At 59.7% G+C, this 23,568-nt stretch carries 25 protein-coding genes and 1 pseudogene; 4 read left to right on the forward strand and 22 right to left on the reverse strand.

Annotated features, from left to right (window positions below; all coding sequences use genetic code 11):
• The 6 genes and pseudogenes from AAEO60_RS09990 to AAEO60_RS15810 form a co-directional block, all read right to left on the reverse strand.
• The coding region (locus tag AAEO60_RS09990; RefSeq protein ID WP_341673571.1) for a hypothetical protein at nucleotides 1-228 on the reverse strand (228 nt) is incomplete at its 3' end.
• Between the two features lie 112 nt (nucleotides 229-340).
• Nucleotides 341-1,336 carry a DUF8021 domain-containing protein gene (locus tag AAEO60_RS09995; RefSeq protein WP_341673572.1) on the reverse strand — a complete coding sequence of 332 codons (996 nt, stop codon included), beginning with the start codon at nucleotides 1,334-1,336 and terminating at the stop codon, nucleotides 341-343.
• 25 nt (nucleotides 1,337-1,361) lie between these two features.
• Entirely contained in the window at nucleotides 1,362-1,823 is a 462-nt protein-coding gene (locus AAEO60_RS10000) for a DUF3237 family protein (RefSeq protein ID WP_341673573.1), read from the reverse strand.
• Nucleotides 1,823-2,446 (reverse strand): DUF3237 domain-containing protein, encoded by a 624-nt coding sequence (locus AAEO60_RS10005; RefSeq protein WP_341673574.1) that lies wholly within the window; start codon nucleotides 2,444-2,446, stop codon nucleotides 1,823-1,825. The genes AAEO60_RS10000 and AAEO60_RS10005 overlap by 1 nt, the downstream gene beginning before the upstream one ends.
• Nucleotides 2,443-4,005 carry a carotenoid oxygenase family protein gene (locus tag AAEO60_RS10010; protein WP_341674672.1) on the reverse strand — a complete coding sequence of 521 codons (1,563 nt, stop codon included), beginning with the start codon at nucleotides 4,003-4,005 and terminating at the stop codon, nucleotides 2,443-2,445. The genes AAEO60_RS10005 and AAEO60_RS10010 overlap by 4 nt, the downstream gene beginning before the upstream one ends.
• 437 nt (nucleotides 4,006-4,442) lie before the next feature.
• Nucleotides 4,443-4,544, reverse strand: a pseudogene (locus AAEO60_RS15810) (IS6 family transposase); the annotation flags it as partial.
• A 229-nt stretch (nucleotides 4,545-4,773) separates the two neighbouring features.
• Here AAEO60_RS15810 and AAEO60_RS10015 point away from each other — a divergent pair.
• Together AAEO60_RS10015 and AAEO60_RS10020 are read left to right on the forward strand one after the other, a co-directional pair.
• Entirely contained in the window at nucleotides 4,774-5,586 is an 813-nt protein-coding gene (locus AAEO60_RS10015; protein ID WP_341673575.1) for a hypothetical protein, read from the forward strand.
• Nucleotides 5,587-5,666: 80 nt separating this feature from the next.
• The gene (locus tag AAEO60_RS10020; RefSeq protein ID WP_341673576.1) at nucleotides 5,667-5,915 is read left to right on the forward strand and encodes a hypothetical protein; all 249 of its coding nucleotides are present in this window, start codon (nucleotides 5,667-5,669) and stop codon (nucleotides 5,913-5,915) included.
• Nucleotides 5,916-5,959: 44 nt separating this feature from the next.
• Here the strand turns inward: AAEO60_RS10020 and AAEO60_RS10025 are convergent, their stop codons facing one another.
• The 16 genes from AAEO60_RS10025 to AAEO60_RS10100 all read right to left on the reverse strand — a co-directional run bounded on the left by AAEO60_RS10025 (nucleotide 5,960) and on the right by AAEO60_RS10100 (nucleotide 20,458).
• A complete protein-coding gene (locus AAEO60_RS10025; protein ID WP_341673577.1) occupies nucleotides 5,960-6,415 on the reverse strand; it encodes an A24 family peptidase in 456 nt (151 codons plus the stop codon).
• Nucleotides 6,412-7,125, reverse strand: a complete 714-nt coding sequence (locus AAEO60_RS10030; protein WP_341673578.1) for a tetratricopeptide repeat protein — start codon at nucleotides 7,123-7,125, stop codon at nucleotides 6,412-6,414. The genes AAEO60_RS10025 and AAEO60_RS10030 overlap by 4 nt, the downstream gene beginning before the upstream one ends.
• A 3-nt stretch (nucleotides 7,126-7,128) precedes the next feature.
• Nucleotides 7,129-8,100, reverse strand: coding sequence for a type II secretion system F family protein (locus AAEO60_RS10035; RefSeq protein ID WP_341673579.1), 972 nt, complete (start codon nucleotides 8,098-8,100; stop codon nucleotides 7,129-7,131).
• A gap of 1 nt (nucleotide 8,101) precedes the next feature.
• Nucleotides 8,102-9,115 (reverse strand): type II secretion system F family protein, encoded by a 1,014-nt coding sequence (locus AAEO60_RS10040; protein WP_341673580.1) that lies wholly within the window; start codon nucleotides 9,113-9,115, stop codon nucleotides 8,102-8,104.
• On the reverse strand, nucleotides 9,112-10,500 hold the full coding sequence (locus tag AAEO60_RS10045) for a TadA family conjugal transfer-associated ATPase (protein WP_423970224.1): 1,389 nt from the start codon (nucleotides 10,498-10,500) through the stop codon (nucleotides 9,112-9,114). The genes AAEO60_RS10040 and AAEO60_RS10045 overlap by 4 nt, the downstream gene beginning before the upstream one ends.
• Entirely contained in the window at nucleotides 10,500-11,708 is a 1,209-nt protein-coding gene (locus tag AAEO60_RS10050) for a CpaE/TadZ family protein (RefSeq protein ID WP_341673581.1), read from the reverse strand. The genes AAEO60_RS10045 and AAEO60_RS10050 overlap by 1 nt, the downstream gene beginning before the upstream one ends.
• A complete protein-coding gene (locus tag AAEO60_RS10055) occupies nucleotides 11,705-12,325 on the reverse strand; it encodes a TadE/TadG family type IV pilus assembly protein (RefSeq protein ID WP_341673582.1) in 621 nt (206 codons plus the stop codon). The genes AAEO60_RS10050 and AAEO60_RS10055 overlap by 4 nt, the downstream gene beginning before the upstream one ends.
• Nucleotides 12,325-12,834 carry a TadE/TadG family type IV pilus assembly protein gene (locus AAEO60_RS10060; protein ID WP_341673583.1) on the reverse strand — a complete coding sequence of 170 codons (510 nt, stop codon included), beginning with the start codon at nucleotides 12,832-12,834 and terminating at the stop codon, nucleotides 12,325-12,327. Before AAEO60_RS10060 ends, AAEO60_RS10055 begins: the two co-directional genes overlap by 1 nt.
• Nucleotides 12,831-14,420, reverse strand: a complete 1,590-nt coding sequence (locus tag AAEO60_RS10065; RefSeq protein WP_341673584.1) for a TadE/TadG family type IV pilus assembly protein — start codon at nucleotides 14,418-14,420, stop codon at nucleotides 12,831-12,833. The genes AAEO60_RS10060 and AAEO60_RS10065 overlap by 4 nt, the downstream gene beginning before the upstream one ends.
• A gap of 26 nt (nucleotides 14,421-14,446) precedes the next feature.
• On the reverse strand, nucleotides 14,447-14,737 hold the full coding sequence (locus tag AAEO60_RS10070) for a hypothetical protein (protein ID WP_341673585.1): 291 nt from the start codon (nucleotides 14,735-14,737) through the stop codon (nucleotides 14,447-14,449).
• Nucleotides 14,727-16,142 carry a type II and III secretion system protein family protein gene (locus AAEO60_RS10075; RefSeq protein WP_341673586.1) on the reverse strand — a complete coding sequence of 472 codons (1,416 nt, stop codon included), beginning with the start codon at nucleotides 16,140-16,142 and terminating at the stop codon, nucleotides 14,727-14,729. The genes AAEO60_RS10070 and AAEO60_RS10075 overlap by 11 nt, the downstream gene beginning before the upstream one ends.
• Complete coding sequence (cpaB, locus tag AAEO60_RS10080) at nucleotides 16,129-16,989, reverse strand: Flp pilus assembly protein CpaB (protein ID WP_341673587.1); 861 nt, start codon at nucleotides 16,987-16,989, stop codon at nucleotides 16,129-16,131. The genes AAEO60_RS10075 and cpaB overlap by 14 nt, the downstream gene beginning before the upstream one ends.
• A gap of 92 nt (nucleotides 16,990-17,081) precedes the next feature.
• A complete protein-coding gene (locus tag AAEO60_RS10085) occupies nucleotides 17,082-17,267 on the reverse strand; it encodes a Flp family type IVb pilin (protein ID WP_341673588.1) in 186 nt (61 codons plus the stop codon).
• Nucleotides 17,268-17,597: 330 nt separating this feature from the next.
• Entirely contained in the window at nucleotides 17,598-18,650 is a 1,053-nt protein-coding gene (locus tag AAEO60_RS10090; protein WP_341673589.1) for a phosphatase PAP2 family protein, read from the reverse strand.
• 36 nt (nucleotides 18,651-18,686) lie between these two features.
• Entirely contained in the window at nucleotides 18,687-19,427 is a 741-nt protein-coding gene (locus AAEO60_RS10095; protein ID WP_341673590.1) for a M23 family metallopeptidase, read from the reverse strand.
• An 80-nt stretch (nucleotides 19,428-19,507) separates the two neighbouring features.
• Nucleotides 19,508-20,458 (reverse strand): phosphatase PAP2 family protein, encoded by a 951-nt coding sequence (locus tag AAEO60_RS10100; protein WP_341673591.1) that lies wholly within the window; start codon nucleotides 20,456-20,458, stop codon nucleotides 19,508-19,510.
• A gap of 679 nt (nucleotides 20,459-21,137) precedes the next feature.
• Between AAEO60_RS10100 and AAEO60_RS10105 the strand changes: the two genes are divergently transcribed.
• Complete coding sequence (locus AAEO60_RS10105) at nucleotides 21,138-21,716, forward strand: OsmC family protein (protein WP_341673592.1); 579 nt, start codon at nucleotides 21,138-21,140, stop codon at nucleotides 21,714-21,716.
• Nucleotides 21,717-22,314: 598 nt separating this feature from the next.
• A complete protein-coding gene (locus AAEO60_RS10110; protein ID WP_341673593.1) occupies nucleotides 22,315-23,565 on the forward strand; it encodes a flavin-containing monooxygenase in 1,251 nt (416 codons plus the stop codon).
• Nucleotides 23,566-23,568: the final 3 nt, after the last annotated feature.

Consider the following 23,568-nt stretch of genomic DNA (forward strand, 5'->3'; position numbering starts at 1 on the left):
CGAGGCCGTCACCGAGGGACCGAAGGCGGCCGTCTGCGGACGGATCTGCACGTTCGGCGCGCTGTCGGCGATGGTGGCAAGGTCGGTCTGGCTGCGGGCCTGCAGTTCCTCTGCAGTCACCGCGGTGATCGCCAGCGGCGTATCCTGCAGGGCCTGCTCGCGGAACTGCGCCGTCACGATGATGACGTTGCGCGGCTGTTCCTCGTCGGCCGACTCATCCTGCGCCATGGCAGGGTTGCTTGCCAGGGCAAGGACGGACGCACTTAGCGCCAGTGCCGACCCCCTGAACAGTCTTGTAGAAACTGTGCTCATGTTAAACGCTCCCTCTATTTGTGATTTTTCATTCTTCATTGTCTGACCAATCGACGACCGGCTCTCCCCAAGGCGAGGACGAGTAGTACGGCGCCTGGTAGAACGTTGCGACGACGGCCGAGATGCAGCCGTCTTCAACCTTGAACATCTCCAGAAGACCCCAGCTTTGCGGCTCTTGGAAGATGGAAGTGGCAGGGGTGCCATCGGTCAACGTGTAGCCGTCGAGCACACCCTTGTGATCGATAAACCCCCTCGCAAGAGCGACTTGGCGAACTTCGTCGATCAGTATGACGTCGCGGCGAACGCGGTTGTTGAACAGGTAGCGACCGGATTCGAAGCCACCCAGGATGTCAGTGAACAGCAGGCCGTTTTCGCGCCGTGTCGCTTCGGGATGGAAGCAGGTGCCGCGGATCTCGCCGTCGTTCTGCTGCAGGGTATCGAAGTAGCCGTTGGCATGGGCCGCCAGCTCCTGGCGCGACAGGCGCTCTCCTTCGGGCACGACCTGGTCGATATTCGGCTCGTGCACATATTCGTCCACCTCGCCGATTGGTGTCGGCGGGCTGCTGAGGTTGCGACTTGTCGAGATGATATGTTCGGCTTCGGTAATCTCGCCGCTTTCCACCTTCAGGCGAATGGCCAGGAAGCCGGGGATCTCGCGCTGACGGATCGCGGTGAAGACGGCAACGGTGCCCAGTTCAGGATCGGACAGGGTCAGCGCCGGGCCAACCTCTTCGGTCACCGTGTCCCAGGTCCCGTCGGGAAAGGGCATGGCGATATTGTTTTCCGTGTAGCGCACGATCCCCGCGAAGGGAGCCCGCGATGGATCGTGCGCCAGGTATGCCGCCCGGTACTGGTCGGCAATCGCTTCAAGGCATTGGGCGTCGCAGGCCTGTGCTTGCTCGGCATCGGCCGTGTCTTCCTGTCCGGCCTCACCCGCGCAGCCGGCAAGGCCCGCTGCTGCCAGCAGGACAGCTGCCGGGGCCAGCCGGTTCAGCCACCGCGGGGCCGTTGTGAAGGTCTTCATTGTCATTCCTCTCCCCCGGGCTCGCTCAGGTCACTTCGTAGTAGGTGATGGTGATGCTGCGCCCGTCAGCAGCGGGGCGGCCCACGCCGATGAAGAACAGGCCCTGTACCCAGTCGTGCTGGCCGCGCACGTCGGCGTCGACCCAGCTGGTGACCCGGTAATAGCCGTCGGGCCGCCGGTAACCGATATTGCGCAAGTAAAGCCATTCGCCCTGCTCGCTGTCGTCGCGCAGCAACACGTGGCCGTCGACGTCGATCACGCCGTCCTCGCGGCCCAGCGAGTATTCGCCGGCACCGTCAGGGTAGACCGTGCCGTTTATCCGGCCGGAAATGGTGCCGCCGTCGATCCGCTTGAAGATGCGGTCCCCGCGCGGGGAATGAAACCGCTCCGCCGGCGCATATTCCAGCGTGACGGTGAAGGCAGGCTCGAAGCCCAGGTCAGCGACAAATTCTTCGCCGCGGTCGGCAGCTACGGACATCCGCTCCATCACAACACCTCGTAGTAAGTAAAGATGGTGCGGTCGGGATCGACCATCCGCAGGCCGTGACCGATGAACAGGGTGCTGTTCATCCAGGCGTGCGGACTGTTCACCGGGGCATCAAAGAACGGCGAGGTACGCATGCGCAGCGGCACCTGGTCGTTCGAGCCGGAGATGAACTCCTGGCTGAAGCTGCCATCGGCGTTCACCGGGCCAACCTCGCGCCGGACCTGGTCTGCCGGGTCTGCCCCGATACGGCGCATGTAGCCGCGATTGTTGATGTAGATGTAGTGCCCGTCCTCGGCCTGGAACATGTAGTGCGCATCCAGCGGACCGCCGCCACCACCGAAGTCGGCACCACCATAGGGCACCACCCTGCCCGTCAGGCGCGGACCCCAGATATCCCCGCCAATGGCCGGTACGAAGGCGCGCCGGTAAGGGGAGTCGATGGTAATGCGCTCGCGGAAGAAGACGCTGACGGAGAAGGCCCAGCGGTACTGCAGGCCGTTTTTGTCGCGGATCAGCTCGTCGGTGGGCGTGTCCTGTGCAGCCACGCTCTTGCTGCGGACGGCGAACGCGGTTGCACCGGCGGCTGCCGCAGCTCCGCCAAGCAGGTTTCTGCGGTCGATCATGACTGCCCTCCTCCGGGGTTTGTGAACAGGCTGGCATCGTAGTTCGCTGCCCCTGCGTGGTCGGCTTGCCCTGCTCCGGCCCCGGCCGACATCGGCATCAGCCCCGGCAGTTCCTCGGCGTCGTACCAGGCCCCGTGGACCTGCGGCCCGCCGCGGAACGGCAGGATGACGCGGGCGATATCGCCTTCGGACAGGCGCTGGGCATCGACGATGACAAGCTCGGTGCGCAGTTCGGCAAGGTTGGAAGCGGTGCCGATCAGGTAGCCGTCACCTTCCGCCTCGCTGCCCCGGCGCGGCACGAAGCTGCATTCCTGCAGGCTGTGCGTGTCGCCGACGAAATAGCTGTCCATCTGGCCCGTCTCCATGTCGAACCGGCCATAGCTGTTCGACACGCGGCCGCGCACGTTGCCTGCCCGCGCCTCGTCGAAGGGGCGCGTGGGATCGGCAAAATTGGTGAAGGCATAGCGGGCCGGCAGCGTGAGGTAACGGTGGTCGATCTTGCCGAGGTCGCTCACCTGCGTGGGGAAGAGGATTTCCTCCTCCCAGGTATCGCTGGAGGATGACAGGTCGAAGGTCAGCTTGCGGATGAAAGCATGCGCCTTCGACGGATCCCAGGGGCTGCCATCGACATTGGGGAAGAAGGGGAAGAAGTTGGAATCGTAGAAGGGCGCGTAGAGCGTGACCTTGTCGCCCTCGCTCACCGCGTTGAGCGTGTGCATCATGCAGCGTTCGGGCCCGCGGAACCAGCGCAGGTCACTGCCGTCGCCATCGCGGCGCATGATGCCGACCATGCTCGGCAGGGTGCGGTCCCAGCCCCAGTGGATCTGGCCGTCGCGCAGCCGCTCCATGCTGGTGGTGTAGCCGCCGAAAGTGAACAGCACGTGGTCCTGCGTCACCGCCCAGTCGTGGACGACAGAGACATATGGCACCTTCAGCCGCACTTCGCGCGTCACGCTGCCGTGGCGGTCGATCACGTAGTAGAACAGGTCGTCACTGGCGAGGCCTGTCGCTTCGTAGCCGAAGGTGAGCATTTCCCCGGAAATGGGGTCGATCTTGGGATGCGCGGAAAAGGTCTGGCTATTGTAGCCGCCGCCGAAATCGTGCGGCCCCATGGTGCCCAGGGTAGCCGGGTCGATGCGGTAGGGAAGCGAGTCTTCCTTCAGCGCGAAGAGCATGCCGGCGTGGGCAATAGGCGCGGTATTGGCCACCGTGGCATCCAGCCCGCGCACTTTCTCGTCATGGGTGAAGGGATTGCGATAATAGCCGAACTGCTGCCGCCCTTCGGCAAGGTTCGCGCGGAAGCGCGGCGTCTCGACATAGCGACCGCTGAACGCGCACTTGCCGTCCTTGATGCGGAAGGCGGTGATGTAGCCGTCGGAGTGCAGCGGGGCATCGTCGGCGAACTTGGGCGGATAATACCATTCCCCGCCAACGCGCACGAAAACACCGTCCATGTCAGACGGGATGGTCCCCACGACTTCGCAGTCGGCCAGTTGCGCATCGAAGCGCTGCGGCGCGAAGAAGCCCTGCGCTCCCGGCTGGTTGAATGCGTCGACGATGTTCCCTCTCCCTCGCTTGTGTCGCTGGCTATGTCATGAAGGGCATGATGTACCTGAGCCGCTCTTCATCCACGCTGGACAGACCGCTCCCCCCGCGAAAGCCGGCAGGCGGACGGTAGGCTGGTAGCTTGCCGGACTTGTCCAGCATCGGCCGATCGTCAAAAAACGAGAGGTGCCCGGCACGGACCGGGTCACGGTGCGCACGCGCGGCCGCGGCAGGCGCAGCAAGCAGCAGCGCGCCGCAGCACGATACCGCGAGTACGGCCCGCCGGTCGCACCGCAATTCGCCAGCACCTTCTTCCCCACATGATGAATCATACGACATCATTGGCGAGGAGACTTAGTCGTCCGCAAAGTCGGAGTCTTGCATGAGAGAGAACGCCTTACCGGTTCGCGACTTCGGGCGAGGAATTGGCACACGCCATATCCTGAGGGAGTCTGCAGGCAGCCTTGCAGGAGCGCAGTCCATCGGTGGTGATAGGCTCGGGCGAGCCGTGCCGCTTCAGCGCCTTCCTCATGAACCTGAGCCTGGCCGGCTTTCTGGGGCGAGGCATAGCCCCCTGCTTCAGCTGGTCAGGTCAATTCCTCCAGCTGGTGTACTTGGTCTGACAGGCCCCCTTCTTCCCAATGCGCCACCGGCCTGCCCTCGCGAATGGGCGTCGATCCGAACAACGACTGCAACCCTACAAGACAAGCGAATCCGTGCCGACAAGAGACAGCCGACGGTAATATCTGGCTAGGACGATGGATGCATTGTAAATGTCAGACATGGCAGACGTAATAAAACCTTGCCAATGCTACGTCGTGAAGGCGACGCAATTCAATGCCCTTAATTTCCTGCGGCAGGACTATGCGCGTCCGGACTATGCTCGTTGGATCAACCGAGCCACCGACCAGTACCTTCATCCCTCAACGGTCAGCCAACTACTCAGGACATTGCACAAAGACAAACTTTCGCCGAGCGCGTTGAGATTGCGCCAGGATGCGGGGTTGCGTGCCATCTTTAGCTCTGAGGCTGAGAGAAACACCTTCGCAGGTCAGTTCAACGATGCGTTGAAGTCAGAGAGCGAATGCAAGGAACATGTAGCTACAGCCATTTTTGCGTCGCGTGACAAAGCGCAATCCGCAATCTCCAGCATGGTGGAGCTCGGCATCTCAGAGAATGCATTTTGCATACTTTCACAGGCAAGCCAGTTTTTCGACGAAAATTTGCTGCACCCGGAAGGGAACAGCAGGCTCGAAATTGTCACAGCGACAGCCGGTGGTGGTATCGCCGGTGCCATGTTGGGACTCAGTATCGTTGCGATACCCGGAGTTGGTCCCTTGGTCGCTGCAGGAACCCTGGCCGCATCTGCGTTCTTTTCGGTTGCCACATTGAGCGGCGTGATCGGTGCCGCAGGCGGTGCCCTCACCAAGGTACTTTCGGACTTCGATGTCGATTCCGTCGCCAGGAACTTCTATGAGCGACAGATCAGGACCGGCGGGGCCGTCGTTTCTATCGACACGCGCATCTGCAAGCAGGATCGAGATATTATCACGCAAGTCCTGCTGCTGAACGGTGGCTCGCTCCCAAGCGCCTGAAGATCCATCAACGGTCAACGCGCTACCCCGAAGAGCTTGCCGTCAATCGATACTTAACCACTAGCCGCTAGCCTTTAGGCATGAGCGGTAACATTTCCATCTTCCTCGAACTCGCGGGAAAGGCACTTGCAGTGCTGCTCGTGGCGAACGAAATCCGTGGGCTCATACTGACCGCCCCCGTCTTCTATGGTCTCTACCAGGCTGGCGGTACGCCCATGGCAATCTGGATCGCGATCTGTTCGCTGGGCGGCATCGTACTGTCTGTCGTCGTGCCACTGTTCGCGGCAGGCAAACTCAAGAAGCTCGTCTTGCGATACGGCAATAGCTGAAGCGAAATCCGCTCGGCAAAACTTGCCGCCATCCTCCAATCCCCTCAGCTCAGCTGAGTCAGCCAAAGTCCCCCAGCGATCGCCACACCATAAGGAACCGTGAAGCTCTTGCCATCCTGTCGCAAGGGCTTGCCGGCCATCCAACGGGTTGCAAGCATTCCGACGAGCAGGATGAAGCCGGCCAGCGAGGTCCAGCCCAACATCGGCAATGCAGATGGGAGAGGCAAGGCAAACGCAGTTGCCGAGTACATCTTGGCATCACCAGCCCCAATGAAGCCGATGGCAAACAAGCCCGCTCCCAAGACGAGTGCGATAACTGCGTGGATGGCTGCAGAACCGGCGGTTGCCCAGCCTCCTGAAAGGACCGCGAAAGTCAGGGCCGCGATTGCGATAAGCAAGTTCAGCCAATTGGGTATCTTGCGACTACGCGCGTCCCAGATCGCGGCCAAGAGTGCCAGCCCCAAGCAAGCCCAGAGGCTCACTTCAGCCGGAAAGCTCACAGTTCACGTCTGATCGGATACTCGATTACGCGAGGTCCCGTGACAGCGGACGGTTGCTCTTGCTCGTCATCATCCACATCGGCGCGAGCAATTTCCTGCACTATTCCGCCAGCCGCGAAGACCTGGATCTCCGGGCGCTGCCGCGTGCCTTCAGACGTACGGACCTGAATCACGCCAGGGGTCGCTATTTCCAGACGAGCAGATGCCTGTTGCTCAACCCAGACAGGAGATTGCGGCCGCGGGGCAGGAACGGGTTCGGGTTCGACTTCGACTGCGGCCACTACCGGTTCACGCGCTGCATTATCCGCCCTTCGTTGCATGGCAAAGCTCACGTCCCGTTCCAACCGGGCAAGGTTCGTGCTGTAGAGCGCATTCTGCGGGTCAGCTTCCAGTGCTTCGGCGAAATACCTCCGCGCAACGTCAAGCCGTTGCAGCCGCGCGTAGACCACGCCTAGGGCATTTGTTGCTTCGGCGCGCGTCAAAGGGTGCTCGCGAGCCTCAGTCAGGTAGCGCGCTGCTGCTGCAAGGTTTCCATTGCGCAGGTTCTCGCGACCGACATCCAGATTGATCTCGGCAACGGCTTCTTGCGTAGCCAGTTCCATTTGCTGCTGAACATCAGCGCGAACGGTGTGACCGCCACCGAAAACTCCGCACCCTGACAGCGTTAGTCCGACGGCACCGACCACTCCAAGCTTGATAGCCTTTTTCATAATTCATCCCCCTGTTAGCGCTGGGAACAACGTTCGCACGGCTCTCACGACCCCAGGAATCATGAGAACGCCAATCATTGTCGGCAACATGCAGACCACCAGTGGTATCGAAATGAGCACTGGCAGGCGGTACGCCCGCTCTTCTGCACGCAATCTCCGCTTTTCGCGCATTTCGGCAGCATATACCCTCAGGGTATCGGCCACGCTGGTCCCCATCTTGTCGGACTGTATCAAGAGAGTTCCGAAACTACGAATTTCATCGACTTGGCTCAGCTCGCCAAGCTTGCGCAGGGCGGCTTCGCGAGTGGAGCCTGCCCGTATCTGCAAGGTCGCGACCGACAACAGTTGCGCCACGAGGGGATGCGCGCGAAGCATCTCGCGACCGACACGGTCCATTGCGGATTCCAGCCCCAGTCCGGCTTCCACGCAAACCAACATGAGATCGAGGCAGTCGGGAAAGCCGCGCCTGATCTCTTCTTCCCTGCGGCTCTTCTTGGCCGACACGACGAGATTCGGCAGATAAAGACCGATGACGGCGAACAAGACGCCGAGCAGGTAGGTGTTCACCAAGCTGAGTTCCTGCCCGCTAAGGCCAATCGCGAGAAACAGGAAGCTTGGCAGCAGGACAACCAGGACGACCCTGATTAAGGTAAAAACGCGCGGCGCACTTGGTGATGAATAACCGGCAGCCATCAGGCGTTGGCGCAGTTCGTCTCCGCGCGAGTCAGCCAGGCTCAATCCGGACTTCTCGATCTTCTCAAGCAAGCGGAACCAGGCACCATCCCGCTGTTGTCCGAGACGCTGATGGTTCTCGGGCCGCATCGCCTTTTCGGCAATCATGTTCAGCTCCCGGCGAACATTGGCGCGCCGCTGGACATATTGTCCCCCGACAAGACCGGCAGCGAGTACGATGAAGAAAATGAGCAAGAGTGCGGCTATCCGCGCGACATCGTTGGAAGCGATAAATTCAAGCATATCAGACCTCCAAGTCTATCATTTTGCGGATCGCAAATACGCCCACGAAGTACCAGGCGATCAGCACCGGGAAGCTGATGTAAAAGATCGGGTCAGTTGCCACTTCCAGATAGAAGGGCGGATTGAGCATGAACAGCATCACGAACATGATGATCGGCAAGGCAGTCAGCAGCCAGCCAGTCATCCGGCCCTCGGAACTCAGGGCCCGCACCTTCAGATAAAGGGTCTGGCGCTCGCGGATCACGACGGCCAAATTCTCAAGAACCTCGGCCAGGTTCCCCCCCGTCTCGTTCTGCAGCGAGAGCGAAACAACGAACATCCGGATGTCGTCGAGATCCCACCTTTCAGCCAGCGCATCAAGCGCCTCGGTCAATTCCGCACCGTAAGAGACTTCGTCAGCAACAAGACCGAACTCACTGCCAAGTGGGTCTTCCATTTCCGTGGTCAGAAGTTCGATTGCCGAAGCAACCGGGTGACCGGACCGTAGGGCTCGCACGAATATATCAAGTGCGACCGGAAACTGCTGTTCCATCTTCCGGTGCCGACGGTTGGCTAGAAAGCTAATGACGAGCAAGGGAATGCCGATCGATGCGGCAGCCGAAAACGCCACGATCACCTGGACAACGCCCACAGTCAGAACGAAATCGGATAGAAAGGCCAGAACCAGTACCACAAGCGTCATGGTGATGAACGCGATGGCCATGTAGAGGAGGACCTGCAGCGGCCCGATCGGCAATGCTGCCATCATCAGGTTGCGGCGCAGATTCCTGATCAACGATCCCCAAATACCAGCAGATTCCGGACCACGGTTGGGGTCATTCTTTAGAATTACCGCATGGACGCGCTCGCGATCAGCTCCCTGGGCAAACATCTTCAGGCGTTTGTTGATGGCTGCGGAATGTGCTCGGTTCTGAACACCTACGCGCAATACGACCTGCGACATCAGAAACACCGAGGCGAAGATCACCAGCAGGAACAGGAACCGACCGATGGCGCTGTCGAGGAACTCTATCATTCGAGACCCAACCCAGGCCTGAAGAGCTCCGGCGCAAGTTCAATCCCATGCTCTTGGGTTGCATTGAGGAATTTGGGCCTGATGCCAGTCGCTTCGAACCGGCCAAGGACCGTTCCGTCCTCCGCGCGGCCAGTTTGATGGAACTTGAAGATCTCCTGCATGCTAATCGCATGGCCTTCCATGCCGGTGATTTCTGACAAACTCACCAGACGTCGTCGCCCGTCGGAATATCGGGCAATCTGGATGACCACATTGATAGCGGAGGCAATCTGCGCTCTCGCCGAGTTCGTCGGCATGTCGATCCCGCTCATGCCAATCATCTGCTCGAGGCGCGACAAAGCATCCCGGGCAGTATTCGCGTGCACGGTGGTCATGGAGCCATCGTGACCAGTATTCATTGCCTGGAGCATATCGAAAGCCTCGCCGGCACGCACCTCGCCAACGATGATCCGGTCAGGTCGCATTCGCAGCGCATTCTTGACCAGATCCCGTTGGGAGACCTCGCCGCGTCCCTCGATATTGGGCGGACGAGTTTCCAGCCGGGCAACGTGATCCTGCTGCAATTGCAGTTCGGCAGAATCTTCAATCGTCACAATGCGCTCACGATTTTCGATAAATGCCGACAGCGAATTTAGCAGCGTGGTCTTGCCTGAGCCCGTACCCCCTGAAATCAACACGTTGCGACGCGCCCGTACGACGCCTTTCATCACCTCCGCTACCTGCGAAGGGATGCTGCCTATGTCGACAAGCCGATCGAGGCTGTAGGGCTTTTTGGAGAACTTGCGGATCGACAACAACGAACCATCGATCGCCAGGGGAGCCACAATCGCATTGACGCGCGACCCGTCCGCCAGACGAGCATCCACGTAGGGCGAAGATTCGTCGATGCGGCGTCCAACGGCGCTGACAATCTTCTGGATAATGCGCATCAGATGACGTTCGTCCTGGAAGCGGACCGACACCTTCTCAAGCAGACCAGCGCGTTCAACGAAGACCCGATCGTACCCGTTGACAAGGATGTCATTGATAGTTTCGTCTGCCAGAAGCGGCTCCAGCGGACCGAGGCCAAGCAATTCATCCAGCACTTCATCGACCAGAGCCGTACGCTCGGACGCATTCAGCGCTGCGTCCTCTTCCGCCAGAATGTCCAGAATGATGCCTCCGGCCTCGGCATCGATCTGTTCACGCGAAAGCTTGTCGAGCATCGTCAGATTGATGCGGTCGAGGAGCTTGCGATGGATCACGGACTTCAGGCTGAGCCAGCGATCAACATCTTCGGAGTTCTCTTCGACCAGCGCAATCGGCAAATCTCTTTCAACCGGCACAGGGTTCTCCTGTCCCTCGTCAACAGTTGCATCGGACTTGCCTCGCTTGACTTGCCAGATCATGACTTAGGCACCTTTCCGAACCGCTGCAGCAGGTTCAGCGCAAGTTTCTCGATTCCTCCGCCATACTTCGATTTGCTATGCAATTCCGGGAGTAGAAGGCCCTGGTCTTGCGCATCTGTGATCCTGGAACCTTCGTCGGCCAAGCTCGTCAGGACCTCTGATCTGAGTGTCTCAGCGACATCCTTCAGGTCGATGTTGCTGAACAGCCGTTTTTGCACCCGGTTGACTACGATGCCAATCTTGTCGGGTCCGATGCCCGCGGACTTGAATAGCTCGATACGACGCTTGGCCTGGCGCAGGCTTGCAACCTGCAATGAGACGACCAACAGCACTTGTGATGCCTCGAGCAAAACGGACAAGTTCCAATTGGTCCAGTTCGCGGGCAGGTCGAGCAGGACGACATCAAACTCCCTGCGAGCCAGCTGAATTATCTTCAGAACCTGTGATATGTCGATCTGCTCGAACGGCTCGATTTCGAATGGCGCGGCGATCAGGTTGACGCCATTGCCGCGATCGATGGCAACAGACTTCAGTATGGCACGATCGAGCCGGGCGCCTGACATGAGAAGGTCTTCGATACTGCGCCGTGGAGTGAGCCCGAGGAAGGGCGCAATGCTACCACTCTGGACATCGAGATCGATGATACAGACGCCTTTGCCAAGCGAGTCTTGCTCAGCGAATTGTTGCGCCAAATGTGTGACAAGAGTTGTTGCGCCTTCACCCCCCTGTGCTCGCAAGACTGCGACCAGTGGCGCCAGTTCGATCTCTGCGGCCGGCGTCGGTCGCTTGCTCGAGAATATGTTGGCTGCTGAATCGAGCAACTCCTCGAGCTGCAACGGAAGTGACAGGACGTCGGACACACCTTCGCGAAGCAACTGGCGCACGGTTGAAACGCTCGCATCGGCCATGGCGACAATCTGCGCCAGATCAGGGCGCCGAGCGTGAACTTGCGCGATGCGTCTCGTCGACTGCGGATCCTGAGGAACGACTTCGACGACGATGGCGTCTGCCTTGTCGATTACATCTGCCGGTATCGGCTGCGCCGGATCGAGTTCGCAAAATTCGAAGCCGTGCGATGTGCCGCGTACAAGCTGCGCCTGCAACGAACCGATGACAGCTTCGGATGCGACAATCGTCAATCGGCCTCGGGAAGAGGCCAATTCGCTGTTTGTAACATCCAAGTTAAAGCCTTCTTTCGTCATCATCCGTCCGACTCTGTTCCTGTACCGTCTTCCAGCGTCAAAGTGTAGCTGGCTGAAGGCAAAGGAACATCCACGTCAAAAAGGAATAAAGTAAGCGGTGAGTAGTCCATGTCTTGAAGTTGGACATTGACCAATGGATGAACGTCAGGACCGTTCGGATCTCCAGAGTACCCCAGGCCGGACCAAGAATATGTAATTACGACATTTTCTCTGCTCACAGCAGGCATTATCCGCCGCATGCGCTCCACAAGGCTTCCGAAAGCTGCATCATCGGCGGTAGTCCCGAAGGCACAGGCCGTAGAATCCGTGCAAGCGCAGGAAGCTCCACCGCCGGAATCGCTGCAACTGATGCCACCAAACGCCGTGATCGGTACAACCGTGCCCTGGGGAATGCCGCCCTGCACCGCAAAGCTGTAGGCAGCCAAATCGCTGGCGACGAGGTTGGTGACAACCGCGTGACGCGCACCAACTTGCGTTGCCTTTTCCGCCTTGTTGAACTCCCAGGCATATCTGCCGGCATCGATGATCCCGAACAGGAACAACAAGACGATCGGCAACAACAGCGCGAACTCGGCCCCGCTCGCTCCCTTGCGATCCTGGATGAAGCGGCGCACCGACATCACAAGCCCATTACTGCTGCTTCGGCCTCGGCATTGAGGTCGATGCTCGACAGGTCGAATGCGATCGGGCCGAACAACGATGGATAGGATACACTCGCCGATACGGTAACCCGCGGCGCACCTTCGGGCTCATTCGAATAGATACCCGTGGTGGTGCCGGAATCGCAACTGATCGATACGGTGACTTCTGTTGCGTTGTCGTCCCATCCGGGCACCGTAGGCTGCCCGGTTCCATCGACTGTGCCAGTCCTTGTCAGGTTCTTGATCGCGGTTACGACGGCAGCATCGGTGAAGCCTCCGCTTGTGCAGTCGACGGTGGAGAAGGCTTGCCTGCCTGCAAACCGCGCGCCGTCCCGCACTCCCTTGATGACTTTATGTTCGCTCCACAAGAAGTAGCCCGCCTCCATCCCGCCGAACATCAGCGCGACCAGCAGGGGCATGACAAGGGCCATTTCCGCGGCAGCTGCACCATTCCGGTCGGCAAAGAGATTACGGCACCAGCTCATCATCGCACGAGGAAGGGCACATCCCTCCGCACCGCTTGCGAGCCGCCGCCGCTGCCATCGCTGCCGACTTGGGCCACTTCGACAACTTCGAGATAGACCTCGTCATTGCCGCGTCCATTGGCACGTTCCACGCTGTCATCAACGACGGGCTCAACAAGGAACATCTCGTACCACTCGCCGATTTCGACAGCTGTCGAACCTCCGCTCAGGGTGTTGCAATTGGTCACTACAGCGACGGTCAGAAGTCGCCGGTCGATCGGACCAGGCGCACCTTGCGAGCAGACCCTGCCCGCTCGTTGACCGTTGCCGCTCGGTATTGTCCCAGCCGGAGTCACGACCGCGCCCAGGCTGTCCAGAAGCTGGCCTTGTTCCCAGAGATAGGTTTCGTACCTCGACCAGCCCGATGCAGCTGATGGCACACCAGCTGAGCCGAGGCCGCCATGGTAGGTGGCGAAATAGTCGGCACGTGGCCAGTCGCCATCACCGAACCGGTCGGCGCCACTAGCCAGGCCATCGCCATTGCAATCACCGCCATTGTAGCTGTTGTAATGGCAAAGGTCGCGCGAGTAGCCCATCGCGTCGATCAGGCCATCGCTGTCTTTGGTCGTGAAAACCGTATCAGCGGCATCGATCGCATCGGGATAGAAACGGTTGGTGGGCAATTGCCAGCCCTGGCTGCCTAACCGGCATTGGTTGTCATTGCTCGGACTAGCGTGCGTGTTCACTACATCCTTCACATTGTGGTTCGAAGCCGGGCAAGCTCCAGACCGGCAAGTGTTCAAGGGTGCATCGTTGCCCTGCGGATAGATATCCAACCGCGTATTGACCGCTTCGTAGAGCATTTGCGCATTACCGGTCTCCGGGTAGTTGCCGGTAATTCTCGCGCAATCGTAGGGCACTTCATCGTAGGCCATCGCCTTCGCCAGATCCTGGATCGAGCCCGTCCCGACCTCGAGGAACCCGAAATCTCCCGGCCCCCAGGAATTGCCCGAAGTGTGGCTTGTCGCCCGGATTCCCATGCCTTCGACAATTGACCCCAAGCCGCTTGATGGCATGCAAACCATTAGCGGCGGAACCTCGCAGACGGCGGACGAAAGTCCGGCAGTCGCAGCCGCGTTCAGCGCGCCGGAATCGAACAGTCCGATGATCGGCGTAAGCGCGTAATCTGCTGTCCGGCCGTTGACGATGACCTCGATAAAATCGGCATTGGCATCACTGGTGGCCGGAGTGGTCTTGTCAGCATCCTGCCAGAAGCGGATCAGCCCAGTGGCATCACAGGTCGTCTCGTTGGCAACGGTTACAGCGAGGCTTCCGCCTTCGAGTTCGCCTAACAGCGTTTCATTGGTCAGCAGGTTCGCCGCCGCAGTGGCCGCGCGCGAACAGGCTCCGGATTCCTCGTCCAGCTGCGTGGCACCTGCCAGCGCTGCCTGATCAGCGGCGTTCTGCAATTCGGTGTGCATTCCCGCCATCCGGGCATAGTCGTAACCGACACCTGCGACGGCAATGAGTGCAAAGAGCCCGAGGGCGTAAAGCGTGGCGACAGCTCCACCCTCGTCTTCAACAAAGCGAGATAGGCTAGAATCAACCATGCGTTTGCCCGATGATACTCTCCTGGTCAGTCGCCTCCGCGGCCCGAGCCGACACCGGCGTTTGTGGTGCGAACCCGAACCGGGTCTTTGACAGCATCGTTGCGATAGCGCTCGACGGCATCCGCGGCATGCTCGCCACTCGTCGTCATGGGGCCGTCGTATACGGGATCGGGATCGACGACCTGGGCCATCATTGTCTGCCGGTTTGCTTCGCCGAACTGGCTATCGCCCGGTCGCTCCATGACGCTGTTCATTCCGCAGGCCGAAAGCGAAAGGCCAAGTGCGAACACGACTGGCATGCAAATCTTAGTATTCATAATCGCCTCCCGGAAGATCATCGTCGCCAGCATCCTCTGCGGTCCGAGCAGGGCGTGGATCGTAGGACTCGCCAAGCAGGAACGTGTCGACCGGGTCAGGATCTTCCACCCGATCGGTCGGCAGGTAGACCTGCCCAGGACGGATCGGTTGGACAAGCCGCGGCGTGACAACGATCAGCAGTTCGGTCTGGCCCTGCTGGAATTCAGTCGAGCGGAACAGTGAACCGATAATGGGGATTGATCCGAGGAGCGGGAGTTGCCGAACCACGGACTGGATGTCGTCCTGCAACAGGCCCGCAATTGCGAAACTCTCACCATCGCGCATTTCAATCACCGTGCTCGCCCGACGCGTCTGAAGGCCGGGAATGGTGATGTCATTGAGGCTGATCGAAGCGGTCGGATCGATCGACGAAACCTCCGGCTCGACACGCAGGTTGATAGTATTGTCGGCGAGAACCGTCGGTGTGAAAGCCAAGCTGACACCGAAAGGCTTGAATTCCACCGTGATCGCGGATGCGTTGTTGCTGCTGCTCTGCGTCACGGGGATTGGGTATTCGCCACCGGCCAGAAAGGACGCGGTTTCGCCCGAAAGGGCCACCAGCGTCGGCTCGGCCAGCGTCCTCGCAAAACCGCGTCGCTCAAGCGCGGTCAGCACTCCTTCGATATCGACATTTCCGATACTGAAAACATTCGAGAATATGCCGAAGGAATCGACAATCAGGCTGGATGCCGCTGACCCCGGAGTGACCCCGTTGCCAGGCGAATAGCTGGCGCCACCACCAAAGACTCCGCGAAAACTGCCCCCTTCGGAAACACCGATCCCGCGTATGCCAAGCTCTTCGGTGACGCGGCGGTTCACTTCGGCAAAACGTACCTCCAGCATCACCTGCTGGCTGCTGCCTACAGAAATAAGGTTCACCACATTGTCGCCAGCATAGGTTTGCGCAAGCTGGACCGCTCGGTCGACGGCTCCGGCATCCGAAACCACGCCGGTCAGGACCATGGATGAACCCGAGATAGAAGCCTGGATATCGCTTCCCGAGATGAGCCTGTCGACCTGTTGCTGATAGGCTTCGATATCCGGTCCCACGGCCAGATCCATCACTGCAAGCAACCGCCCGCCGTCACCGTAAAGCGTCAGGCTGGTCGTGCCCATCGAGCGACCAAGCACGTAAACGGACTGGTCCGTCAGCGGCAGGACATCGGCAATTTCGGAATTGCCGATCATAACGCGTGCAATCGGCTGGTCGGTATTGATCACCCTGCTCTTGTTGAGTGGGAGTTCGATCGTGCCGGCGTGCACATCCCCGGCGGAAACCTGCGCAATGGCCGGCTGCGACGGCGCCGTCGCCAACAGGGCGGCGACGGACAACGTCGCCGCGGCGAGAGATTTAGCGAGAACCATTGCGTTGCACCTCGTAGCTAGTGGGCGTGGTGCCTCGAACGATTACCATTTCAGGACCGGTCCTGCGGGTGCTCGGGGACGAGGAGGAATTGCTCTGCGGCAGGGCCTGTCTCGGCGGTGCCGCCACGCGAACGGGCGCATCGCGGCCAGTCGCTACCGGCCTGCGCCCCAGATCCGCGCGACTTGTGCGCGGCATCGGACCCATTTGCTGGTTTTCGACATTGCGCAGCGCCAGTGTAAGATTGCCGATCTGGCGCGCCAGCGTCAGCTGCTGGGCAGCGATGGGATCGACCTGCAAGGTGGCGGTCTCGACTACCGCAGGTTCGTTGTTTTGCTCGTTCGAGCGCCGGTCGATCGCCAGCACCAGGACGTTCTCAAGCAAGGTCGTGGTAATATCGTCGCTCGTCAGCAAAACGTCGACCACGTCACCGGGCAAGACGAAGCCCGCTACCCCGGTGACTTCGTTGACCGGAATGGAGACGGCGCGCATGTCCAACGGGAGGTTGGCCGAGAGCGAAGCGCGTCCCGAAATTCTAGATTGGAGAATAGGTTCGCCCATGGCGATAGGACGAATGGCAACCCTGCCCCGGGCCAGTCCCGCATCGTCCAAGATAGCGCCTTGAGGCACCGAGTCTGCAGGCCAACTGGCCATGCGAACATTGTCGTTATTGAGCGGAGTGCCGAACTCCATTTCTTGTGAAGCGACCGCGATGGTCACCAATTCCTGTTCGGCAACGAAAGTATCCTGCTGCTCTTCGACACCAGAGAACCAGACGTTGGCAAGATATACCGCCAAGAGACCCAAGGCAGCGGCGACGCCGACAATTATTAGGTTACGCTGGTTCATTCGCTCCCCCCAAGTCGCGAAGTTTCTCCATTAGTAATGCATGTTAATCATAATGGAAAGAGCCCGCGCACTTGGCGCGGGCTCCATCGCTGTTAGCACGAACCGCTGGTGCCGTTGTCGATGCAGGTTGCAGCATCGCTCATGGCGGTGCCGATTGCATCACCCAGAGCGAGAGCACCAAGCACGATGCCGACGCCCACGATCACGAGGATCAAGGCATATTCGGCAGCCGAAGCGCCGGATTCGTCGCGGACGAACTGTTGGATAAAATTACGCATTTTCAAATACCCCAATTGATTAAGAATGGCCCCGGCATCTATTTCCGGTTGGCCCGGTCAATCCGCGCCGTTGCCACCACCCCCACATTCCCCTTGTGGGCCGGTGGCAACTTCCTGGCGCCGTTTGCCTGCATTAATAGTGACATATCGGTATAAATACTCAACGGAGTTTCACGTACGCGAATTTTTTCCTTAATTTCGATGGTTTAGTTGTTAACCCACTTCGGAAATCAAGGTAAATCTGTTGATATTTGAGCACACCTCCTTGACCAGTCTCGCCGAATCGGACTCGCTGCGATTCGGCGAGATTGGTTCCTTGTTCGCAGTCCTTTAGGTGCGAGGAGCGCGCCCTTCATGAGAGCCAGTCACATCGGGGAGCAGGCGATTTAACGCCAGTTTTAACGGGAACCAGATTGCCAGCATGCCCGCCGCGCCAAGCAGACCGTCGATCGCATAGTGCCAGCCAAGGTGCACCGAGCCGACGAAAATGGTCCCGGCGTAGACGGCTGCAAGAGCCGTCGGCCAAGCGGATCCGCGGAACTTCTCCCTGGCCACCAGCACGGCGAGCGTTGCGATTGCGACGTGCAGGGACGGCAAGGCAGAAATACCACCCCCGATGGCATCCGTTCCTGCGGAGGCGAGCAGGTAATCCATAGCAGTCAGTGAATGGAGCCCGTCCGTGTCGCCAATCGCGTGCAAACGCTCCATCAGAGGGGCAAAATCATCAGCTCCAAAGAACGTTTCATAGAAACATGGGCCGACGGAAGAGAGTGCTGTCGCCATGCCCGCGCCGAGCACAAGCCAGGCAAGTTGGTAGCTTAAACCGGCAAGGATCTGGAACCGTCGATCCGGAGTAAGGCATATCCAGCACAACAAGCCGATATTGACGAGGTGCCAGTAGCCATAGACGGTATCGATTATCCGCGTTCCTACCGGGCCAATGAATGCATGGGTGTAACGCCAAGCATCCATTCCAAGAAGGCTCCGCTCAAGCTCGGCAACTGCCGGATCGAGGTAGAACGGTTGGATTTGCGGGATAATCTTCTTGAATCGCGTGGCCGCATCGAGTGTCTCGGGCAAGGCCAGGATCATGATCGTCATGGCAATAAGCGTCGGCAAGTGAGTTCGTACATCGGCAAGCAACTGCTTGGCTGGCGACGGGTGCAGGCGCACGACCAGGTAAAGTGGTCGCAGCAAGGCAATCATTCCGGCGATGGCGATCGAAAATACTACAAACGGAAACCGCCCCTGGCCGACCGGTGGAAGATCATAGTCATCCGAGATCATGGTCAGCGCCAGCTCCGGCAAAAGTGCCAGCAGAATGATCAGTCCGTAGGCCACGATGTAGCGGCGATGGCAGCTGGATCCCACGAGTAACTCCATCAAAACCAGCTGCGGCCAGCTGCCCCCAAGGCCAATTTACCGGCTCAACGGATCGACGGCTTCGCCGTTTTCGCGCGTTTCATAATGCAAGTGCGGACCCGTGGCGGTGCCGGTAGATCCGACGAAACCTATGATCTGGCCTGCACTCACACGATCTCCCGTGGCAACGGCGAGGCGGGACATATGGGCATATCTGGTTTCCAGCCCTTCTCCGTGATCCAGAACCACCAGCAGGCCATAGCCGCGGGAGCGCCCGGCGCTGGTGACCGTTGCATCGCCCGTTGCTATGATTGGCGTCCCCGCGGGCGCACCGATATCGATCCCCGCGTGGTGCCGCGACGCGCCCACCATCGGCGCACGGCGGACGCCAAACCCGCTTGTCACGCGCATTGCTTCCATGGGCATTATCAGCGGAACACGGGAGGCACTGATCAAAATTACCGGCGTGTCGGAAAAGGAACTTACCCGCGAACTGTCGCCGAAGTTTTCCCGGCTTGCTGACGACGTAGTGCCGACAAGATCCAGCGCCCTGCCGACAATGATGCCCACGCCGCGACGCTCCTCCGTCCTTGCAGCAGGCACGGAAGTTTCTCGTTCGCCTTCGGGGGCAAAGGCGGTGTCGACAGTATCCTGGACAGTATCGCTGACGTTAACGACAGCAGGAACATCCTGGCTCCATGCGGGAGATGCCTCGGAGATTGCAAAGACAAGCAAGAAGCTCCAGGCAAGTGTCGCCAGGAACTGGAACGGTCCGAGCGCAAGCTTGCTCTGCGACATCTTACCCCCCTTCGTTGAACCATAGTAACCGTAGTATCGGCCTTCTGGCAATTCGCCTCCTTGGCAGGCTGACTGCCCGGTCAGGCGACAGCCGGGCGAAGCACCCATCCTGAAGCCTTCCAGATCAACGCGGTCAGGATGATCGAGACATATCCATCGACGGCATAATGGTAAGCGAGATGGACCGAGCCGATCAGGATAACCACGAAGAACGCTCCAAAAGCAATTCCTGCCCACTTGCTGACGTGGCGCATCGCCAGGAAGAACAGGAATGCAAGCGCGACATGCATGGATGGCATGGCGGTAATGCCCCTGCCCAGACCGTGGCTGCCACTGAAGTGCCAGTCGAGCAGCCGCTGCTGAACATCCAACACAAGCACCGGATACTGCGTATTCGCAGCCTGCAGATAAGTCATTTGCCCTTCGAAAGTGTCGATTCCGAGTATTGGAGAAGCGAAACACGGACCGACGGATGCGAAGCCGATGGCCATGCAAACGCCTCCAAGGATCCAGATGGAAAAATAGGCAATGAAGTAGCGCAAAGCCAAAGCACGGTTGTCTTCGTAGACGGCGAAGTACACGCCGCCCGCGTAAATCAGCAGTATCCAAGAATGGTAGGCGATCGCGAGCAGGAAGGTGACGAATGGATAGCCGAAGACGGGTTGCAGGATCAGCCAGGCATCCCGCCCGTGTATCAACCTGTCCAGATCAATAAGGGTCGCATCCCACCCGTAGCTGTTGAACAGTGGAATGGCACTTTTCATGGCGGAAAAGGCGGGCATGAACACCACCAGCGCAATGACCAGCAGCAATCCTCGCTTCAGCTTGGCTTGATAGTCCTCAACGAACTTGCTCCTCACCAGTTGCAAGGGACTCTTGGGCTTCAGAATGGCTAGCGCGATCAGGATTTGGCCGCCGACGATCACCACTATGGTTGCAAGGTACAGCTGTGCATTGCTGAGGTAGGAGAGCGGCCTGAAACCAAGGACGCCTACACTCGCAAGCGCGATCTGGACAATCGCGGCCAGCACGAAGGCTCCTATAACCACGTATTGTTCTAGCTTGGCATGCACTCGCCTTCCCCGACCGGAAAAGTGGATCTGCAACTTCTTCAGAAATCGTCTTACGAAGTAAATGAAGTTACAATGCCAAATCTCAAATTGATACAGTAATCAAACTTCGGACCGCGCTACAGCGGCGGGGAAACGGCGGCAGCATCTGTGGCTCCGGCTCCCACCAGGATTGCTGTGCGAGAATATCTGAAGCGGGCGTTGCAGCCCTACTTGAGCGCCTCGGCAACCAGCTTGTGCAGGAGCGGCGCATCCTTTGGAACTGTAGGAACAAGAGGAACAGATGCCTCGCTTGCGTTCCTTGCGTTCCTGTCGCCCAGGGCTTCATCCACCATGGCACGCCAGTTAGGTGCCAAGTCGAGAAAGAGCGGACCGTCAATTACTGGGAGGCCCGGAATGCAACGGAGACGGCCGCGCCGGGGTGCAAAGCGGACATTCACGGATATCGCTTTGTGCTCGACAGCATTTGGGCCGTCAGCAGACTGCTTGGTTCCCATACAGAACGGATACGGGCGCTGAGCGCTCTGAAACGATTGAAACCCAAATAAGGCCTTTGCGGCATCGGGCAGAAACATTGGCGGCCCAGTTAGCCATTCGTCCCCCGTCACGGTGACGGGAATGATTGATGGAGACTACCGCAATGACCGATACCCTGACCAAGCCCGCCCGCGTTGCCATGAACGGCGTCGATGTCCCGACCTTCGTCGCCACACTCGGCGCAGTCGATAGCCAGCGCGAGATCGCCCGCTTCACCTTCCGCGCCAATGGCGAGTGGTTGGCAGGCACTCACAGCCGCGTGCAGTTCAAGGACTTCTACGGCGCTTGTGCCGAGAACGAGCACAAGCAGTCCTATGCCGTTGAAGGCGACCACCCCGAAGTGCTGTGCGGCACCGGCAACGCACCGACCCCGGCAGAACTGCTGCTCGGTGCGCTGTGCGCCTGCCTGACCGCCGGCATCGGCAACATTGCCTCGATGCGCCAGGTCCAGCTGGAATCGGTCGAATGCACCGTCGAAGGCGATATCGATCTCAACGGCATTCTTGGCCTCGATCCGCAGGTCCGCAACGGCTTCCAGGGCGTCCGCGTCACCGTCGCGATCAAGGGCGATGCCGATGATGAAACGCTCGAAAAGATCGTGCGCCAGTCGGTGGCTCGCTCGGCCGTGTTCGATGTGATGACCAACGGCGTTCCCGTTGCTGTCGCCGCCAAGGTGGGCTGACAGCCGCTTCTTTCCGCATCGCGGGGCGACCGGCAACCTTATGGCGCGTCGCCCCGAAGTGCGGGAATCATGGCCTTGATCGCGAAGCCCAACACAATCCTCGCAGGAACAGACAGCTTCTCACGGACAAACAGGAAAAGAAAATGACCAAGCCAAACGAGAAAAGCCCTGCCCTGCAGGATGATTGGAGAAATGCGCACAAACCCACACATGGCCAAACGGAACCACTCGTTGTCCCGGGCCGAGGAACTACCAAGCGTCCCGCCTCCGTCCCCCTAAGCCACCCTGCAAATGACAACAATCTTCAAAGCGGGAACAGGAACTACAGCCAGTTCGCGCGCGATCATGCAGGCGATTGCTATCAACCCGCAGGAGCAAAAATGTGGTGGCTTCCATAACCACGCCGCTACGGCAAGAACCACTTGCGGACCCATGCAGAACGCCCCCGGCTGGCTCGTCGCATTCAAAATGCGGCGGGCCTTTGCGTTTCCTGCACGGTCGCGGCTGAAACGATTGAAACACGAAAGTCCGGCTGACGGCACACGAGCGATACGTTCAGAAGCGACAAGAGGCGGACCAATTCACTGGAGTTCGTTTCATGACGCAGTTTATCGATTGCCTGATTATCGGCGGGGGTCAGGCTGGCCTCGCGATGAGCCGCTGCCTGGTCGAAGCCGGCATCGAGAATGTCGTGCTCGAACGCGGCTCCCTCGCCAACCGCTGGACCGAAGCGCGCTGGCCTTCGCTACGCCTGCTGACGCCCGGCTGGATGACGCGTCTTCCGGGTCAGCAGCTGGCTGGAGAGGCCGATGGCTTCCTGGGCGCGGCGGACCTTGCCGAACGCCTCCAGGGCTATGCCAGAACACAAGGACTGCCGGTCATCGAGAATATCGATGTGCTTGCACTCGAGAAGCTGGGCGACCGGTTTCGCGCTGTTACCTCTCACGGAAGCTGGATCGCGCGCAGTGTGGTTGTCGCGACCGGTGCCTGCGACCGCCCGCGCATTCCTGGCTGGGGCCGCAAGCTCTCAGCTGCCATCCAGCAGATCTCGTCCTCACAATATCGCGGTGTGGATCACTTGCCTGAAGGCGGGGTGCTGGTGGTTGGCGCTTCAGCCACCGGCGTGCAGCTTGCCGGAGAAATCGCGGCCAGTGGACGCCAGACCATGCTTGCTGCGGGTAGCCATGTCCGCTCGCCGCGACGCTATCGTGGCCGCGACCTGTTCGAGTGGCTCGACGCCAGCGGCTTCCTTGCCGATCGCACACCGGGTGGCCGGTCGCCGGCACAGCTGATCGCGCAGCCGTCGCTGCAACTTATCGGCAGCGGCGATGCTCGCGAGGTCGATCTTTTCAGCCTGGCCCGCTCCGGGGTTATCGTGGCTGGCCGTGCCGTTAGCGCGGCGGGCAGCGTTATCGGATTTGCCGATGACCTGCCTGAAGGCATGGCCCGCGCCGAGCAGCGCAGGCAGCGCATGCTTTCAGGCATCGACAGCTTTATCGAAAGTGCCGGGATCGACGCGCCAGAGGAACCGCAGGCACACAAGCTCGGCGGCCTCTTGATACCTATGGCTGGTGCCATTGACCTACGCGAGCATGGCATTTCCACCGTGCTTTGGGCGACTGGCTATCGCCGCGATTATTCATGGATCCATTTCGATGCCTGCGATGCGCAGGGCGAGCTGCGGCAGCATGGCGGATTGTGCGACGTGCCCGGCCTGTTCGCCTTGGGCCTGCCCTTCATGCGTCATCGCGCTTCGAGCTTTATCGATGGTGTTGGCCGCGACGCAGAAGCAATCGCTCCGATTATCGCCAACTACCTGCATGCACATGAAGGCCTGCGGGTCGCATAGGGA

The sequence above is a fragment of the Aurantiacibacter gilvus genome (assembly GCF_038289935.1).
In the GTDB taxonomy this organism is placed as follows: domain Bacteria; phylum Pseudomonadota; class Alphaproteobacteria; order Sphingomonadales; family Sphingomonadaceae; genus Alteraurantiacibacter; species Alteraurantiacibacter gilvus.

What these genes read in the sequence shown, in the direction of transcription:
- AAEO60_RS09995 (WP_341673572.1), bottom strand. Translation starts at nt 1,336, where the DNA reads ATGAAGACCTTCACAACGGCCCCGCGGTGGCTGAACCGGCTGGCCCCG.
- AAEO60_RS10000 (WP_341673573.1), bottom strand. Translation starts at nt 1,823, where the DNA reads ATGGAGCGGATGTCCGTAGCTGCCGACCGCGGCGAAGAATTTGTCGCT.
- AAEO60_RS10005 (WP_341673574.1), bottom strand. Translation starts at nt 2,446, where the DNA reads ATGATCGACCGCAGAAACCTGCTTGGCGGAGCTGCGGCAGCCGCCGGT.
- AAEO60_RS10015 (WP_341673575.1), top strand. Translation starts at nt 4,774, where the DNA reads ATGGCAGACGTAATAAAACCTTGCCAATGCTACGTCGTGAAGGCGACG.
- AAEO60_RS10020 (WP_341673576.1), top strand. Translation starts at nt 5,667, where the DNA reads ATGAGCGGTAACATTTCCATCTTCCTCGAACTCGCGGGAAAGGCACTT.
- AAEO60_RS10030 (WP_341673578.1), bottom strand. Translation starts at nt 7,125, where the DNA reads ATGAAAAAGGCTATCAAGCTTGGAGTGGTCGGTGCCGTCGGACTAACG.
- AAEO60_RS10035 (WP_341673579.1), bottom strand. Translation starts at nt 8,100, where the DNA reads ATGCTTGAATTTATCGCTTCCAACGATGTCGCGCGGATAGCCGCACTC.
- AAEO60_RS10040 (WP_341673580.1), bottom strand. Translation starts at nt 9,115, where the DNA reads ATGATAGAGTTCCTCGACAGCGCCATCGGTCGGTTCCTGTTCCTGCTG.
- AAEO60_RS10050 (WP_341673581.1), bottom strand. Translation starts at nt 11,708, where the DNA reads ATGATGACGAAAGAAGGCTTTAACTTGGATGTTACAAACAGCGAATTG.
- AAEO60_RS10055 (WP_341673582.1), bottom strand. Translation starts at nt 12,325, where the DNA reads ATGTCGGTGCGCCGCTTCATCCAGGATCGCAAGGGAGCGAGCGGGGCC.
- AAEO60_RS10060 (WP_341673583.1), bottom strand. Translation starts at nt 12,834, where the DNA reads ATGATGAGCTGGTGCCGTAATCTCTTTGCCGACCGGAATGGTGCAGCT.
- AAEO60_RS10065 (WP_341673584.1), bottom strand. Translation starts at nt 14,420, where the DNA reads ATGGTTGATTCTAGCCTATCTCGCTTTGTTGAAGACGAGGGTGGAGCT.
- AAEO60_RS10070 (WP_341673585.1), bottom strand. Translation starts at nt 14,737, where the DNA reads ATGAATACTAAGATTTGCATGCCAGTCGTGTTCGCACTTGGCCTTTCG.
- AAEO60_RS10075 (WP_341673586.1), bottom strand. Translation starts at nt 16,142, where the DNA reads ATGGTTCTCGCTAAATCTCTCGCCGCGGCGACGTTGTCCGTCGCCGCC.
- cpaB (WP_341673587.1), bottom strand. Translation starts at nt 16,989, where the DNA reads ATGAACCAGCGTAACCTAATAATTGTCGGCGTCGCCGCTGCCTTGGGT.
- AAEO60_RS10085 (WP_341673588.1), bottom strand. Translation starts at nt 17,267, where the DNA reads ATGCGTAATTTTATCCAACAGTTCGTCCGCGACGAATCCGGCGCTTCG.
- AAEO60_RS10090 (WP_341673589.1), bottom strand. Translation starts at nt 18,650, where the DNA reads ATGGAGTTACTCGTGGGATCCAGCTGCCATCGCCGCTACATCGTGGCC.
- AAEO60_RS10095 (WP_341673590.1), bottom strand. Translation starts at nt 19,427, where the DNA reads ATGTCGCAGAGCAAGCTTGCGCTCGGACCGTTCCAGTTCCTGGCGACA.
- AAEO60_RS10105 (WP_341673592.1), top strand. Translation starts at nt 21,138, where the DNA reads ATGACCGATACCCTGACCAAGCCCGCCCGCGTTGCCATGAACGGCGTC.
- AAEO60_RS10110 (WP_341673593.1), top strand. Translation starts at nt 22,315, where the DNA reads ATGACGCAGTTTATCGATTGCCTGATTATCGGCGGGGGTCAGGCTGGC.